Source organism: Oerskovia paurometabola (assembly GCF_016907365.1).
Lineage (GTDB): Bacteria > Actinomycetota > Actinomycetes > Actinomycetales > Cellulomonadaceae > Oerskovia > Oerskovia paurometabola.
Window position 1 is genome coordinate 700,313 of record NZ_JAFBBV010000001.1, and the last position, 16,168, is coordinate 716,480.

Genomic DNA, 16,168 nt, shown 5'->3' on the forward strand with positions numbered 1-16,168 from the left:
CCGCTCACGTGGTGCGCCAGCGCGAGAAGTGCCGTTCGAGGCTCACGAGCACGGCGTTGATCGAGACCCCGACGAGCGAGATCGCGATGATCCCGGCGTACATGTTCGTGATCTGGAAGTTGAACTGGGCGTAGGTGATGAGGTACCCGAGCCCGGCCTTGGCGCCGACCATCTCGGCCGCGATGAGCACCAGGATCGAGCTCGTCCCGGCCATGCGGATGCCCGTGAAGATCGTCGGGACGGCGGCCGGCAGCACGACCTTCTGGAACAGCCGGACGGGAGGCAGCCCGAGCGACCGGGCCGACTTCACGAGCAGCGGGTCCACGGTCCGGACCCCGGCGATCGTGTTGAGCAGGATGGGGAAGAAGCACGCGTAGACGACGAGCGTGATCTTCGACGTCTCGCCGATCCCCAGGACGAGGATGAACACGGGCAGGAGCGCCAGGGCCGCGGTGTTGCGGAACAGCTCGAGGAACGGGCCGAGGAACTGGGCGACGCTCGCCCACCACCCGATCGCGATGCCCAGCGGGATCGCGAGCAGGACCGCGATCGCGAATCCCGTGCCCGCCCGCGTCAGGCTCGTCCCGACATGCTTGCCCAGCTCGCCGCTCGTGAGCAGCTCCCAGAAGGACTCGAGCACCGCGCTGAGCGGCGGCAGGAAGACCTTGTCGACCAGCCCGACGCGCGGCGCGACCTCCCAGATCACCAGGAAGAGCACGATCGCGGCCGAGGCCCGCAGGACGCGGACTCCCACGCCCCGCAGGCGAGCGCCGGCGGACGGCGTCGGGTCCTGGTCGGCCGTGAGCACCTGGCGGCGTCCGAGCGTGGGCGGGTCGGCGAACGCGACGGTGTCCTGCGCAGGGCGGGCCAGGGCCTCGCCCCGGGCGGGGGCGTGCGGGGTCACGGTGCTAGACATGGGCGTCCTCCTTTGCGTGGAGCGCGCTCCACACCTCGTGCCGGTACCGGCCGAAGCGCGCCGAGGAGCGGACGTCGCCGTGCTTGCCGTCGTCGCCGCCAAGGTCAGCGGCCCCCGCGAGGTCGACGTCGATCACGGTCTGCAGCCGGCCCGGGCGGGGTGTCATGACCGCGACGCGCTGCCCCAGGTACACCGACTCCTCGATGCCGTGGGTGATGAAGACGATCGTCTTGCCCGTCGCGCGCCAGATGCGCAGCAGCTCGTCCTGGAGGGACTCGCGCGTCTGGGCGTCGAGGGCCGCGAACGGCTCGTCCATGAGGAGCACCTCGGGGTCGAACGCGAGGCTGCGCGCGATCGCGACGCGCTGCTTCATGCCGCCCGAGAGCTCGTGCGGGTACCGGTCCGCGAAGGCCGTGAGGCCCACGAGGTCCAGGTACTCGTCGGCGACGCGGGCCCGTGCGGCCCGCGCGACGCCCTTGGCCTCCAGCCCGAGCTCGACGTTCGCGCGGGCCGTGCGCCAGGGGAGCAGCGCGTACTGCTGGAACACCACGCCCCGGTCGAGGCCCGGCCCCGTGACGGGCGAGTCGTCGAGCAGGATGCGGCCCGACGTCGGCTCGGTGAGCCCGCCGAGCAGGTCCAGCAGCGTCGACTTGCCGCAGCCCGAGGGCCCGACGACCGTCAGGAACTCGCCCGCGCGGACGTCGAGCGTGAAGTCCTCGACGGCCGTGAACCGCTTGCGTGCCCCGCGGCCCGCGGCCGCGTCGCGCACGATGAACTCCTTGTGCACGTGCTCGAGGCGGAGCTTGGGGGTCGAGCCCGGGAAGTCCGCCGCCTCCGGGGAAACCGTCGCGCTGGGCCGGGTCGCCGTGACCGCCGTCGTGCCGCTCATGGCGCGACCTCGACGGGCTCGCCGTCGGGGCCCGCGTCCTTCGCGTAGGTCCCGTTCGCGTAGGGGTTGTACTCGTTGGTGTAGATGTCCTCGGGGGAGAACTGGCCCTTCTCGAGCTCGCCCTCGCGCACGAGCCAGTCGATCCACGTCGAGATCTCCTCCTCGTCGATCACGCCTCCCGGGACCGTGATGCTCGGGGACTTCCAGTAGGGGACCAGCTCGGTGTTCTCGCCGCGCCCGCGCCCCTCGATGATCGAGGTGTACCGCGCGCGGACCTCCTCGACCGGGGTGACCTGCGTCCAGCGGATCGCGCGCGCCGTGCCCTGCACGAAGTCCTCGACGACCTCGGGGTTCTTCTCGATGTACTCGTCGCGCAGGATGTACGTCCCGTAGGAGAAGTTCCCGTAGAGCGACGTCTCGCTGAAGAGCTGCGTGATCCCGCCGCGCTCCAGGGCCTTGTCCTGGAAGACGCGCGAGAGCCCGACGACGTCGACCTGCCCCTCGCGCAGCACCTGCTCGGCGTTCACGGGCGGCACGACGACGAGCTCGACCTGGTCGATCTCCTCGGCGCTCAGCCCGCCGCGTGAGAGCCACTCGCGGATGAGGAACTCGCTCTGCGCGCCTAGCGTGTTGACGCCGATCGACTTGCCGATCAGGTCCCGGGGCTCGGTGACAGGGCTGCCCTCGACCGTGTAGAAGCCGCCGTAGGACAGCTCGTCCGAGCCGTAGTAGGAGATGACGGACGTGATGGGCGAGCCCGACGCCTTGAGCTTGACGATGGCGCCGTTGAACGCGCCCCCGAAGTCGGTCGAGCCTGTCGCGGCGGCCTGGATGCTCTGTGGGCCGCCCGTCGAGTCGCCGACCCACTCGAGCTCGACCTTCTCGAAGTAGCCGAGGTCCGCCGCGAGCTCGGGGAAGGTCACCTGCCCGACCGAGCCGTCGTAGCGCAGCACGGCCTTGCCGGACTCGCCGACCGTGGCCTCCTCGGCGCTCGCGGCCGAGCACGCCACGAGCGTCACGGCGAGGCCCGCGGTCAGCGCGGCCCGGACGGCGGTACGGACGGCGGTGCGGGCCGGGTGGTGGGCGTGGGGTCTGAGGGTGCGGGGCATGGGAGCTCCAGGTAGTCGGGGTAGGCGTGTCCGGCCGACGGCGGGCACGCCGGCAGCACGGTGGGAAGGGTGGGAAAGGGGTCGCTCGGTCCGCTGGCGCGCGAGGTGCACGACGGCGCGAGCGGGAGCGTGAGCGCGCGAGGAGCGCGGGGCGGGGGGTCGGCGCGAGCCGTGCCCGGGGAACGGCGGGGCTATCGACAGAGACAGCCGGCGACGAGACGCAGGTCGACGGCGCGGCGCACCACGAGGCGCACCGGTGTCCCGGGGTGCTCGTGGGCGGAGTCGTCGAAGCGCATGGCGGCGATCCTGGCGGCAGCCACCGGGACGGCACAAGGCCCTATCCGGTCTCCGAGACGATGTTTCGCCCGGTTCCTCCGGGTTAACGGCACGGGGCCGGCCCTGAGGTCAGGCCAGCGCCCTGACCGCCTCGATCGTGTCCGCCTCGTCGGCGGTCTTGTCGTCGCGGTAGCGCAGCACGCGCGCGAAGCGCAGCGCGAGCCCGCCGGGGTAGCGCGTGGACCGTTGGAGCCCGTCGAACGCGATCTCGACGACCTGCTCGGGCCGGACGTGCACGACGTAGTCGGTGCGCGAGGTCTCGAGCTCGAGGAACCGCTCCGTCTGCCAGCGCAGCATCTCGTCGGTCATACCCTTGAACGTCTTGCCGAGCATCACGAACCCGCCCTGGGGGTCGCGGGCGCCCAGGTGGATGTTGGACAGCAGCCCCGTCCGGCGACCCGACCCCCACTCGACCGCGAGCACCACGAGGTCGAGCGTGTGCCGCGGCTTGACCTTGACCCACCCGGCTCCGCGGCGCCCTGCCGCGTAGGGCGCGTCGAGCGACTTCACGACCACGCCCTCCTGCCCCTCGCGCACGGCCTCGGCGAAGAACTCCTCTGCCGCGCCGGGGGACGCGGTCGCCAGGCGGCGGACCGTGAACGACCCCGCGACCCGGTCGAGCACGTCGAGCCGCTCGTGCAGCGGGGCGTCGATCAGGTCGTGACCGTCGGCGTGCAGCACGTCGAAGAAGTACGGGCGGAGCGCGAGCGCCCCGGCAAGCGCGGCCCCGCCGTCCGCGCCACCAGCACCGTCGGCGTCCCCACTGCCCGCACCGCCGGCGTCCCGCGTGGCCGACCGGGCAGCCGTCTCCTGGAAGGGCCGGGCCACGCCGTCCGGCCCGACGACGAGCGCCTCGCCGTCGAGCACGAACCGCTCCGAGGCCAGGGAGCGCGCATCCGCGACGATCTCCGGGACGCGCGGGGTGATGTCGTCGAGCGAGCGTGTGAACACCCGCACCGCGTCGCCGTCCCGGTGGACCTGGATGCGGATGCCGTCGAGCTTCACGTCGACCGACACCCGGTGTCCCGGGTCGTCCGCCGCGGGCGAGGCCCCGAGCTTGTCGAACGCCGCCGCCACGTCGGGGGCCGACTGCGCGAGCATGGGCCGTACGGGGCGACCCACCTCGAGGCCGAACCCGGCCAGGGCGGTGAGCGCCGCCGTCGGGCCGGGGGCTTCGAGCGCCGCGCGCGCGACCGGGCCCGTCGCCCCGCGCAGCATGACCGCGCGGCGCACCGCGTCGACCGGGACGCCCGCGGCCTCCGCGACCGCGTCCACGACCAGGGCGTCGAGCGCACCCTGGCGCAGGTCGCCCGCGACCAGGCCGCGCAGGAACGACTGCTCGCGCTCGGTCGCCGCTGCGAACAGCGCCGTGGCCGCCGCGGACCGGGCGGTGTCCGAGCCGGGACCCGAGAGCGCCGCCATCTCCTCGAACGTCGCGTCGACCGCCTCGACCGTGAGCGTCGGGGAGCCGGCAGGCGGCGGGAGGGACCGCAGCGACGCCCAGCCGAGCCCCGTGCGCCGCTGCCGCAGCTCGCCCGCGAGGTAGGACACGACGATCTCGACGTCGTCACCGGGCCCGCCTGCCTCCCCGTCCGGTGCGGCCCGGCGCAGCAGGTCGGCCAGCGCCGCGCGCTTGGCCAGGCGCGAGCGGGTGGCGGCGACGGCGTCGGACGTGGCGGCGACCTCGGCGAGCAGCATGTCTCATCCTCGCGCCACCCCGCCCGGCCCGCTCGGCCAGCCCGACGGCGGCGCCCGGCCCTGCGGACCTCCTCGCCCTCGGGCTACGCTGCCCAGGGGCGTCGACGAAGGAGTGGGACGTGGAGATCGCGGGCAAGGTCGCGCTGGTGACCGGAGGGGCCTCGGGGCTGGGGCGGGCGACCGTCGAGGAGCTGGTCGGCGCCGGGGCGCGCGTCGTGGTCGCGGACCTGCCGGGCTCGCCCGGCCAGGCGCTCGCGGACACCCTGGGCGACGCGGTCCGGTTCGTGCCCACCGACGTCACGGACGAGGACGACGTGTCCCGGGCGCTCGACGCCGCCGCGGACCTGGGCGGGCTGCACGTCGCGGTGAGCTGCGCGGGGATCGTGCTCGCGCGGCGCGTGCTCGGCAAGGGCGGCGTGCACGACCTCGCGTCGTTCCAGAAGGTCGTGACCGTGAACCTGGTCGGGACGTTCAACGTCGCGCGGCTCGCGGCCGAGCGCATGGTCGCCCTGGACGGCGACCCGCGCGGCGAGGCGCCCGAGGAGCGCGGCGTGATCGTGAACACCGCGTCGGTCGCGGCGTTCGACGGCCAGGTGGGTCAGGCCGCCTACGCGGCGTCGAAGGGCGGGGTCGCGGCGATGACGCTGCCGCTCGCGCGCGACCTCGCGGACCGGCGCATCCGGGTCATGGCGATCGCGCCCGGCATCTTCAGCACGCCCATGATGGCGTCCCTGCCGCCCGAGGCCCAGGAGTCGCTCGCGGCTCAGGTGCCGCACCCGCGCAGGCTCGGCCGCCCCGAGGAGTTCGCGCGCCTGGTGCGCGCGATCGTCGAGAACCCCATGCTCAACGGCGAGGTGATCCGCCTCGACGGCGGGATCCGGATGGCCCCGCGCTGACCCTCGTCCGCTGAGTGCGGAGCAGTTGCTGTGGATCGCCGGTGATGACGACAACTGCTCCGCACTCAGCGGAAGGTGGTGTCCGGTTCGGACCGGTTCCTGTCTCAATCTCTACTGATTCGGTCCAGAATGCGGACGGTTGGCCCAAGTCGTTGACACCTCCTGTGCTCGGGCATACATTCCGGGCCATCGGCAGACGCCCCGTCCGCCGCACCGCAGCACGACGACCCGAGGAGGACCCGTGGACACCAGCACCGCGCTCGTCCCCGTGACGGCGCCGTCGGCCCTCGCAGGTCGCACGTGTTGTCCCCCCGGGCGCCCCGTCGTCCCGGGCCGCGTCTGTTGTTGAGCCTGCGCTCCTCCTGACGTCTCCCGAGCCGGACCGGCTCGTCCCTGAACCGCCCCGCCCGTGAACGGGTCGCTGCGGCATGCCGATCTGCGGCGAGCCACAGCGCCACCCGCCACCGCGCCCGGCGGTCCACCCCTCTGCACCCCAGTTCTCGCGACCCGTCGCGGCCGTCCGCCGACCCCTGCGGCAGCGACCGAGCGACCCCGCACCCGACCTCCCGGAGTGGAACGACCCATGCCTGACTCGAACCTGACGCCGCTGTTCGCCCCCACCTCACAGCCCGACGAGCAGGCCGCGTCCCGGCCCGTCGAGGACGACCTCGACGCGCTCGCCGGCATCGACGACCTGCTCGACGAGCGCCCGCGCCGCTCGGTGCACCTCGGCGTCGACCTGTCCGACGCCGGCGCACGAGCGGGTGCGTGGCGGGCCGTGGGCTCGCAGTCGCCGCGACTGTTCGACGCGCACCGGCTCCAGGAGCTCGTCGCGACCGCCGAGCGCGGCGTGCTCGACTTCGCGCTGTTCGACGACACGTTCTCGCTCCAGCCCACGCGCAACACGACGCTCCGCGGCCGGCTCGACGCGGCCCTCGTGGCCTCGCGCCTCGCGCCCCGCTCGACGGGGATCGGCCTCGTCGCGACGGTCGACACGACGCACACCGAGCCCTTCCACGTCTCCAAGGCGATCGCGACGATCGACCACGTGAGCACGGGCCGCGCCGCGTGGCAGGTGGGCTGGTCGACGACCGAGGCCGCCGCCGCGCTGTTCGGGCGCAAGGAGGCCCAGGACACCGCGGACGCGGTCGCCGAGGCCGAGGAGGCGATCGAGGTCGTGAGCCGCCTCTGGGACAGCTGGGAGGACGACGCCGAGATCCGCGACGTCCCCTCGGGGCGGTTCATCGACCGCGACAAGGTGCACTACGTCGACTACGACGGCGTCCGGTTCGCCGTGAAGGGCCCCTCGATCACGCCCCGCTCGCCCCAGGCGCAGCCCCCGGTCGTGGTGCGCGGGGACTCCGCGGAGGCGCTGGCCCTCGCGGGTCGTCGCGCCGACGTCGTGCGGGTGCGGGCCACGACGCTCGACGCGGCCAAGGCGCTTCGCGACCAGGTGCGCGCCGCGGCCGCCGAGGCAGGACGCGACCCCGACGAGCTGCGCGTCCTGGTCGACCTCTACGCCGTGATCGGACAGGACAGGGCCAGCGCCCAGGCGCGGCTCGACCTGCTCGAAGGGCTCGAGGGCGTCACGTGGGACACCGACTCGCTCACGCACGTGGGCACGGCCCGCGACCTCGCCGAGGTCGTCGAGGAGTGGTTCGAGGCGGGCGCCGCTGACGGGTTCACGATCCGACCCTCCTCGCTCCGCACGGACCTCGACGCGCTGGTCGACGGCGTCGTGCCGCTGCTCCAGGACGCAGGCGTCTTCCGCGCCGCATACCCGGGCACGACCCTGCGGGACACCCTGGGCCTCGCCCGCCCCGCCAACCGCTACGCCGCCGCGATCGCCTGAGGAACCCCCACCATGACGCACCCCACCCCCGCCTCGTCGGCCCGCCCGCACGACGGTCGGCCACGCAAGCAGATCCACCTGGGCGCCCACTTCCCGGGCGTCAACAACACGACCGTGTGGAGCGACCCGGCCTCGCGCAGCCAGATCGAGTTCAGCTCGTTCGAGCACCTCGCGCGCCGGGCCGAGGCCGCGAAGCTCGACTTCTTCTTCCTCGCCGAGGGCCTGCGGCTGCGCGAGCACAAGGGGCAGATCCACGACCTCGACGTCGTGGGCCGCCCCGACACGCTCCCGGTCCTGGCAGCGCTCGCCGCGGTCACCGACCGCCTGGGCCTCGCGGGGACGGTCAACACGACGTTCAACGAGCCCTACGAGCTGGCCCGCCAGTTCGCGACGCTCGACCTCCTGTCCGGGGGGCGTGCGGCCTGGAACCTGGTCACGAGCCCCGACGCCTTCACGGGTGCGAACTTCCGCCGCGGCGGGTTCCTGCCCTACGAGGAACGGTACGAGCGCGCGGGCGAGCTCGTCGCCCTGGCCCGGCAGCTGTGGGACGCGTGGGACGACGACGCGGTGGACGAGGACGAGCTCGTGCGGCCCGGGGCCGTGCGCCCGTTCGCACACCAGGGCAAGCACTTCGACGTGTCGGGCCGGTTCGAGACCCCGCGTGGGCCTCAGGGGCACCCCGTCCTGTTCCAGGCGGGCGACTCGGCCGACGGGCGCGACTTCGCGGCGGCGACGGCCGACGTCGTCTTCTCGGCACACTCGGCGTTCGAGGACGGCCAGGCGTTCTACGCCGACGTGAAGTCCCGCCTCGCGGCCCACGGTCGCGACCGCGACTCGCTCAAGATCCTCCCCGCGACCGTCGTCGTCCTGGGGGACACGGCCGAGGAGGCCGCCGAGCGTGCGCGGGAGATCCGGCTCCAGCAGGTCCCTGGGCGGACGGCGATCGCGTTCCTCGAGCAGGTCTGGGGGCGGGACCTCACGGCGTACGACCCCGAGGGGCCGCTGCCCGACGTCGAGCCCGACCTCGACCACCTGAACATCACGCGCGGCCGCGTCCGGCACGTCAGCAACCCAGGCCCGGTGGTCCGCGCCTGGCGCGAGAAGGCCGCGGCCAACGGCTGGTCCATCCGGGACCTCGTGATCGAGGTGTCGGGTCGCGGCGGGTTCGTCGGCACGGCGCAGCAGGTCGCCGACGACATCGACCGCCACGTGCAGGAGGACGCGTCGGACGGCTTCATCCTCGTGCCGCACCTGACCCCCACGGGCCTCGACGACGTGCTCGACCAGGTCGTGCCGCTGCTCCAGGAGCGCGGCTCGTTCCGCACCGAGTACACGGGCACGACGCTCCGCGACCACCTGGGGCTCTCGCGTCCCGAGGTGGGGTCGAGGCGCCCCGCCGGAGCCTCGACCGGCACGACGTCCCCCTCCGCCTGACCCGGCTCGACCGCCCGACCACCGCCCGACCACCAGCCCCGAAGGAGCATCATGACGACGAACACCACGTCCCCGGCAGGCGTCACCACGCGCGGCCGCCACACGGCGTCCGCACCGACGGGCACGCCCGTCGAGCCGTCCGGCGGCTCGGCGACGAGCGCCGCCGCGGCCGTGTGGTCGGCGTGGCACGCCGAGCGCGAGCGCACCCTGCGCGAGCAGCACGGCTGGCTCACCCTCACGTCGCTGCACTGGGTCCCGGAGTCCCCGACGTCCTTCCCGGGCCTGCCCGGCCAGTGGTGGTCGGACGCGGACGGCGTGCACCTGCGCGCCGCGGCGGCCGACGCGATCGTCCCGGCCGGCGGCCAGGACGCACTGCGCGGCACGCACGTCCAGGACGTCGCGGAGGGCGCGTCGACGTTCGTCGCGACCTTCGTGCCCGACGGCGCCGACCCGGCCTCCCCGGTCGCGGTCGAGCTCGTGCGGCGCACCGGGCGCTACGGGCTGCGCGTGCGTGACCCCAGGGCCCGCACCCGGGTCACGTTCGAGGGGGTCCCGACCTTCGCCTACGACCCGTCGTGGGTTCTCGACGCACCGGTCCGCTGGTATGACGAGCCGGTCGCGGAGGTCGTGGGCGGCGCGCAGCCCGGCCTGGAGCACCACGTGCAGGTCGTGGGCGAGGTCGACGTCACGCGCGACGGCCTGACGACGACCCTGCGCCTCACGGGCACGCCGGGCGGCAGTGCGAGCCTGCTGTTCACCGACCCGGCCCCCGGCGTCGCGGACTGGCGCGTGCTGTTCGTCGACCGCGCCGCAGCCTCCGACAAGACCGACGCCCCCGACGAGGTCGACGCCCCCGACGACGAGCGCGTTGCCGGGCCGGACGACGCCGTCCGGACGCTGCGGCTCGACCTGAACCGCACGCTCAACCTGCCCTACGCCTTCACCGACTTCGGCACGTGCCCGCGCCCGGTCGAGGGCAACGTCCTGCCGTTCTCGGTCGAGGCGGGGGAGAAGGTGCCGCGATGAGCGCGCCCACGACGGCGGTCGCGGTCCGCTCCGTCCACCTGCACGACCCGCTGGTGCGCCCGTTGCTCGACGAGCTCGCGCACGAGTACGCCTCGCGCTACCGCAGCCTCCTCGACGAGGAGGACCTGCGCGCTGAGATGGAGCACTACCCTGCGACCGACTTCGCGGCCCCGCACGGCGACCTCGTGCTGCTCCTCGCGGACGGCGAGCCGGTCGCGGGTGGTGCGTTCCGCCGTCGGGCAGAACCGGAGGTCAGTGACCCCGCGCGCCGGACCCGGCCGGACGCCGGGCCGCACGCCCGGGGCGCCACGCACTCCGACGACGGCGTCCCCCTGGTCGCGACCGCCGAGCTCAAGCGCATCTGGACCCACTCGGCCCACCGGCGGCGCGGGCTCGCGCGCCAGGTCCTCGCCGAGCTCGAGCAGCGCGCGGCCGGGCGCGGCTACCCCCGGATCTACCTGACGACCGGACCCCGCCAGCCCGAGGCCGCAGGCCTGTACCTCAGCGCGGGCTACACCCCGCTGTTCGACGTGACGCGCGACCCCGAGGAGATCGGGCCCCTGGCGTTCGAGAAGTGGCTCTGTCCGCACGTGTCAGAACTGGTGTGACCCCGAGGTCGCGCTCGCTCTGACACGGCTGGACCAGCCCACGCCCACCCCCCTTCTCTCCCCGAGGTCCACCATGAGCACCCTGTCCCTCCCGCAGGACGAGTCGCGCCAGCTCGCGCCACCCCCCGGATCCCTGCCCGACCCGCCGGGCGCCACCGCCACTGTCGACCGATCCGTCTCCGACGGGGCCACGGCTCCCGACGAGGCCACCTCGCGCTGGGAGGACCTCAAGGTCGTCCCCGCCCGCCACCCGGGACGCTGGGTCGCGACCGCGTTCGTCGCGGTCCTGGTCGCGATGGTCGTCAGCTCGCTCGTGACCAACCCCAAGTGGGAGTGGTCGGTCGTCGCGCAGTACCTGACCTGGCCCTCTGTGCTGGGCGGGCTGTGGGGGACCATCCGGCTGACGGCGGTCGCCGCGGTCATCGGGTTCGGGCTCGGGACGGTCCTCGCGCTCATGCGACTGTCCCGCTCGCCGCTGCTCCAGGCCGTGTCGTCGGCGTACACGTGGGTGTTCCGCTCGGTGCCCCTGATCCTGCAGCTTCTCCTCTGGTACAACCTGGCCTACCTGTACCCGACGCTGTCGCTCGGCATCCCGTTCGGCCCCGGCTTCCTGGAGTTCGGCACGCTCGACGTGATCGACAAGTTCGGCGCCGCGATCCTGGGCCTGGGCCTGTCGCAGGCCGCCTACTCCTCGGAGATCGTGCGCGCCGGGATCCTCTCGGTCGACCAGGGCCAGCACGAGGCCGCGGCGTCCCTGGGCATCCCGCGCTCGCGCCAGACGCTGCGCATCGTGCTGCCGCAGGCCATGCGGACCATCGTGCCGACGTCGGTCAACGAGATCATCGGCCTCGTCAAGGGGACCTCGGTCGTGTACGTCCTCGCGTACGGCGAGCTGTTCTACACGATCGGCGTCATCTACGGCCGCAACCAGCGCGTCGTCCCGCTGCTCATGGTCGCGGCCATCTGGTACCTCGTCATCACGACGGTCCTGACGATCGCGCAGTACTACGTCGAGCGGCACTACGCCAAGGGCGCGGTCCGCACGCTGCCCCCGACCCCGGTCCAGCGCGTCCGGTGGACGCTCCAGGTCGCGTGGTCCCGGGCCACCGGACGCCCCGCGCCCGCCCACCTGCCACCCGCCTACGCGGCGCGCGCCGCCGTCGGGCGCGGTCACCTGACCCGCACCGGGGCGACCGGCCGCCACCCTGGAGGTGCCGCATGACCGCCACGACCACCCGTCCCGCGGCCGAGCCGGCCAACCCGCCCACCACGCCCCTGGGCCTCGTCGAGGTCCGCGGCGTCCACAAGTCCTACGGCACGCTCGAGGTGCTCGCGGGCATCGACCTCGTGGTCCACCCGGGCGAGGTGACCGTGATCCTCGGCCCGTCCGGCTCGGGGAAGTCGACGCTGCTGCGCGTCATCAACCACCTGGAGAAGGTCGACCGCGGGTTCGTCGCGGTCGACGGCGACCTCATCGGGTACTCCCGCCGAGGAGACACGCTGCGCGAGCTCAAGGAGAAGGACATCCTCGTCCAGCGGACCCGGATCGGGTTCGTGTTCCAGAGCTTCAACCTCTTCCCGCACCTCACGGCCCTCGAGAACGTCGTCGAGGCGCCCGTCTCGGCGCAGGGCCGACCACGCGCCGAGGTCGAGGTCGAGGCGCGCGAGCTCCTGGCCCGGGTCGGCCTCGCCGACAAGGTCGACGCCCGCCCGCGCCAGCTCTCCGGCGGGCAGCAGCAGCGCGTGGCGATCGCCCGCGCGCTCGCGACCCGGCCTCGCGTCCTGCTCTTCGACGAACCGACGTCGGCGCTCGACCCCGAGCTCGTCGGCGAGGTGCTCGACGTCATCAAGGACCTCGCGCACGGCGGCACGACCATGGTCGTCGTCACGCACGAGATCGGCTTCGCCCGCGAGGTCGCCGACACGGTCGTCTTCATGGACGCGGGTCGCATCGTCGAGCAGGGGCCGCCCGCCCAGGTCCTCGACGCGCCCCGCCACGACCGGACCAGGGCCTTCCTCGACAAGGTCCTGTGACCGACCCCCGGGGTCCGGCACACCCGAGGCCGGTCCGCGTCACCCGCCCCACCGCACTCCCACCCACCACGAAAGAGAACACGATGTCCCTGCACACCTCCGGCGCGCCCGCCCGCCCCTCTGCGGCGTCCCGCACCGGTCGCCGCCCCGCCCGTCTCTCCCACCGCGCGGTCGCCGCCGTCGCGACCCTTCCCCTCCTCGCGCTGCTCGCGGCGTGCGCGACGAACGCCGACGCCGAGCCCGGCACGGCCGACAACGAGAAGGCCGCGGAGGCCGCCGGTCTCGTGATCGACACCTCGCCCGACCAGGAGTTCATCCACACGACCGAGTCGCCCGAGGCGATCGCGCTCCTGCCCGAGGACGTCAAGGCCGCAGGGGTCCTCAAGGTCTCCACGACCGCGGGCGGGCTGCCCCCCCTGGGGTTCCTCGCGGACGACGACAAGACGCCCATCGGCAACGAGCCCAACATCGCCGTCCTCGTCGCGGACGCCCTGGGTCTCGACCTCGAGCTCGAGGTCAAGGCGTGGGCCGACTGGCCGCTCGCGCTGCAGTCCGGGGACGTCGACGCCGTGATCTCGAACGTCACCGTGACCGAGGAGCGCAAGGAGCTGTACGACTTCTCGTCCTACCGCAACGACCAGCTCGGCTGGCTCGCGGGCGCGTCGAACGACAAGGTGCCACCGATCAAGGAGGCCAAGGACATCGCGGGCCTCACGGTGGGCGTCGGGTCGGGCACCAACCAGGAGAAGATCCTGCTCGCCTGGAACGAGGAGAACGTGGCCGCGGGCCTCGACCCCCTCAAGGGCGGGGAGCCCGAGTACTACGAGGACTACAAGGACGCGCTGCTCGCGGTCGCCTCGGGTCGCCTCGACCTGTACGTGGGCCCCAACGCGAGCCTCGCGTACAGCGCCGCGACCGCGCCCGACCAGTACAAGGTCGTGGGCACGCTCAACGGCGGCTGGCCCGCGACGGCGCAGATCGCGGTCGCGACCCTCAAGGGCAGCGAGCTCGCCCCGGCTGTCACGGCGGCCATCAACCACGCGATCGAGGACGGCAGCTACGCCAAGCTCCTCGAGCACTGGGGCCTGGAGGACGAGGCGATCGCCGCCTCGGAGACCAACCCGCCCGGGCTGCCCAAGCCCTGACCGGACGGCCGCCCGGCCCGCGGGGCTCCTCCTGGGACCCGCGGGCCGGCGGCACCGGACCACCCACCGTGAAGCAGCCCCGAGAGAGGCACCCAGCATGACCGAGCACGTGTCGCACGTCGTCGTCGGCGGCGGCGTCATGGGGTCCGCCGCGGCGTGGCAGCTCGCACGCGCGGGGCACGACGTCGTCCTGCTCGAACGCTTCGAGCCCGGCCACGCGAACGGCGCCTCGCACGGCGCGTCGCGCATCTACCGCACGACGTACTCCCAGCCCGCGTACCTCGACCTCGCGCAGGAGGCGTTCGGCCTGTGGCGCGAGCTCGAACGCGACGCAGGGCTGCGCGCGGGCGCGGTCCTCACGCTGACCGGTGGCGTGAGCCACGGCTTCCCACGGCGCACCGAGATCGGGGACGCGTTCGTCGCGCGCGGCATCCCGCACGAGTGGTTGCGCCCCGAGGAGGCGGCCGAACGCTGGCCGGGCCTGCGCTTCGAGGGCGACGTCCTGCACGAGACCGAGACGGCCGGGCGGGTACACGCCGACCGTGCCGTCGCGGCGTTCCAGTCCGCGGCCCGCGCGCACGGTGCCGACGTCCGCCACGGCGTGCACATCCGCCACGTCCACCCGGGTCCGGGCTCGGTACGTGTCGTCACGGACCGGGGCGACCTGGTCGCGGGCACGGTCGTGGTCGCCGTGGGCGCGTGGAGCACGGGCCTGCTGGGGGCGGCGTTCCCCGAGCCCGACGGCGCCGCGCCCCTCCCGTCCCTCGTCGTCACCCAGGAGCAGCCCGCGCACTTCGCCCTCACCCTGGGTGCACCGGCGGAGGGCGCCTGGCCGGCGTTCACGCACGCCCCCGCCGAGCCGCACGCGTGGCCCAGCGGCGTCTACGGGCTCGCGACTCCGGGGGAGGGGATCAAGGTCGGGTTCCACGGCGTCGGTCCCCGCACGGACCCCGACCGGCGGACCTTCCGTCCCGAGCCGGGGCAGCTCGCCCAGCTCCAGGACTACGTCCGGGCGTGGGTGCCGGGCGCCGACGCGGAGCGGCTCGTGCCTGTCTCCTGCACGTACACCACGACTCCGGACCACGACTTCGTGCTCGACCGCGTGGGCCGCGTCGTGATCGCCGCGGGGTTCTCGGGGCACGGCTTCAAGTTCGCGCCGTCGATCGGGCGGGTCCTGGCCGAGCTGGCCCGCGAGGACCCGGACGCATCGCCCGAGGCCGCGGACCGGCTGTTCTCCCTGGCCCGCTTCGCGCGCGGTCCGCTGGCGCAGGTTCGCGGCCGGGCGGACTGACAGCAGACCCCGCCTGCGACACCGACCACCTCGTTCCGCTCCGACCACCGAAAGGCCACCATGTCGACCTCGACCGACCTCGCCGCACCCCCCAAGGCCGTCCTCGCGACGGACCCCCTCGCGACGGCCTCGCCCCTGACCGAGCGCTACGGCCCCGGCCAGGCCGTCGTCCTCGCGGAGCCCACCGCGGCGATCGACGGGATCCTGCGGCACCGCACGGTGCGCGCCTACCTCCCCGACGCGCTCGACGAGGCGGTCCTGCCGACCCTCGTCGCGGCCGCGCAGTCCGCCCCGACGTCGTCCAACATGCAGTTCTGGAGCGTCGTCGCGGTCACCGACCCGGAGCGCAAGGACCGGCTCGCGGCGCTCGCGGGTGGTCAGGAGCACATCCGGCAGGCGCCGCTCCTGCTCGTGTGGGTCGCGGACCTGGCGCGTGCGCGCGCGATCGGCGAGGCGCACGGCACCTCGCTCGAAGGCACCGACTACCTGGACTCGACCGTCGTGGCGTTCGTCGACGCGGCCCTCGCCGCGCAGAACGCCGTCGTCGCCGCGGAGTCGCTGGGGCTCGGGACCGTGTACATCGGTGCGCTGCGCCACCACCCCGAGCAGGTCGCGGCCGAGCTCGGCCTGCCCGAGGGCACCGTCGCGGTGGTGGGGCTCGTCGTCGGGCACCCGGACCCCGAGGGAGGCGAGCGGGTCAAGCCGCGCCTGCCCCAGGCCGCCGTGCTGCACCACGAGACCTACGACCTCGACGCCCAGGTCGAGCACGTCGACGCCTACGAGGACGTCATCGCGCCGTTCTACCGCGACGAGGGGCTCACGGAGAGCTGGCGCCGCCGCGTGGTCGACCGGCTCGCGATCCCCGGCCCCCAGCGCGGACACGCGCACCTGCACTCGGCGCTCGCGGCCCGCGGCCTGCCGTCCCGCTGACCCA

At 73.9% G+C, this 16,168-nt stretch carries 14 protein-coding genes; 10 read left to right on the forward strand and 4 right to left on the reverse strand.

Going from position 1 to position 16,168, the window contains the following annotated elements:
- Positions 1-4: 4 nt before the first annotated feature.
- The 4 genes from JOD48_RS03115 to JOD48_RS03130 all read right to left on the reverse strand — a co-directional run bounded on the left by JOD48_RS03115 (position 5) and on the right by JOD48_RS03130 (position 4,948).
- Complete coding sequence (locus tag JOD48_RS03115; protein WP_204807307.1) at positions 5-916, reverse strand: ABC transporter permease; 912 nt, start codon at positions 914-916, stop codon at positions 5-7.
- Positions 909-1,805: an ABC transporter ATP-binding protein gene (locus tag JOD48_RS03120; RefSeq protein ID WP_204807309.1), complete on the reverse strand. Its 897-nt coding sequence runs from the start codon at positions 1,803-1,805 to the stop codon at positions 909-911. Before JOD48_RS03120 ends, JOD48_RS03115 begins: the two co-directional genes overlap by 8 nt.
- Entirely contained in the window at positions 1,802-2,914 is a 1,113-nt protein-coding gene (locus JOD48_RS03125) for an ABC transporter substrate-binding protein (protein ID WP_204807311.1), read from the reverse strand. Before JOD48_RS03125 ends, JOD48_RS03120 begins: the two co-directional genes overlap by 4 nt.
- 405 nt (positions 2,915-3,319) lie before the next feature.
- Positions 3,320-4,948, reverse strand: a complete 1,629-nt coding sequence (locus JOD48_RS03130; protein ID WP_204807313.1) for an ATP-dependent DNA ligase — start codon at positions 4,946-4,948, stop codon at positions 3,320-3,322.
- Between the two features lie 119 nt (positions 4,949-5,067).
- On the opposite strand from JOD48_RS03130, the gene JOD48_RS03135 reads away from it, so the two are divergent.
- The 10 genes from JOD48_RS03135 (at position 5,068) to JOD48_RS03180 (ending at position 16,164) form a co-directional block, all read left to right on the forward strand.
- Positions 5,068-5,844 (forward strand): 3-hydroxyacyl-CoA dehydrogenase, encoded by a 777-nt coding sequence (locus JOD48_RS03135; protein ID WP_191791947.1) that lies wholly within the window; start codon positions 5,068-5,070, stop codon positions 5,842-5,844.
- Positions 5,845-6,427: 583 nt separating this feature from the next.
- Positions 6,428-7,696 carry an LLM class flavin-dependent oxidoreductase gene (locus JOD48_RS03140; RefSeq protein ID WP_204807315.1) on the forward strand — a complete coding sequence of 423 codons (1,269 nt, stop codon included), beginning with the start codon at positions 6,428-6,430 and terminating at the stop codon, positions 7,694-7,696.
- Between the two features lie 12 nt (positions 7,697-7,708).
- The gene (locus tag JOD48_RS03145) at positions 7,709-9,130 is read left to right on the forward strand and encodes an NtaA/DmoA family FMN-dependent monooxygenase (protein ID WP_204807318.1); all 1,422 of its coding nucleotides are present in this window, start codon (positions 7,709-7,711) and stop codon (positions 9,128-9,130) included.
- A 51-nt stretch (positions 9,131-9,181) separates the two neighbouring features.
- Complete coding sequence (locus JOD48_RS03150) at positions 9,182-10,156, forward strand: DUF1684 domain-containing protein (RefSeq protein ID WP_204807320.1); 975 nt, start codon at positions 9,182-9,184, stop codon at positions 10,154-10,156.
- Positions 10,153-10,764: a GNAT family N-acetyltransferase gene (locus tag JOD48_RS03155; protein ID WP_204807322.1), complete on the forward strand. Its 612-nt coding sequence runs from the start codon at positions 10,153-10,155 to the stop codon at positions 10,762-10,764. The genes JOD48_RS03150 and JOD48_RS03155 overlap by 4 nt, the downstream gene beginning before the upstream one ends.
- A gap of 73 nt (positions 10,765-10,837) precedes the next feature.
- A complete protein-coding gene (locus tag JOD48_RS03160) occupies positions 10,838-11,986 on the forward strand; it encodes an amino acid ABC transporter permease (RefSeq protein ID WP_204807324.1) in 1,149 nt (382 codons plus the stop codon).
- Complete coding sequence (locus tag JOD48_RS03165) at positions 11,983-12,798, forward strand: amino acid ABC transporter ATP-binding protein (RefSeq protein ID WP_204807326.1); 816 nt, start codon at positions 11,983-11,985, stop codon at positions 12,796-12,798. The genes JOD48_RS03160 and JOD48_RS03165 overlap by 4 nt, the downstream gene beginning before the upstream one ends.
- Before the next feature lie 83 nt (positions 12,799-12,881).
- Positions 12,882-13,943, forward strand: coding sequence for an ABC transporter substrate-binding protein (locus JOD48_RS03170; protein ID WP_191791940.1), 1,062 nt, complete (start codon positions 12,882-12,884; stop codon positions 13,941-13,943).
- A gap of 97 nt (positions 13,944-14,040) precedes the next feature.
- On the forward strand, positions 14,041-15,234 hold the full coding sequence (locus tag JOD48_RS03175; RefSeq protein WP_204807328.1) for an FAD-dependent oxidoreductase: 1,194 nt from the start codon (positions 14,041-14,043) through the stop codon (positions 15,232-15,234).
- 60 nt (positions 15,235-15,294) lie between these two features.
- On the forward strand, positions 15,295-16,164 hold the full coding sequence (locus tag JOD48_RS03180; protein ID WP_204807330.1) for an NADPH-dependent oxidoreductase: 870 nt from the start codon (positions 15,295-15,297) through the stop codon (positions 16,162-16,164).
- Positions 16,165-16,168 lie beyond the last annotated feature (4 nt).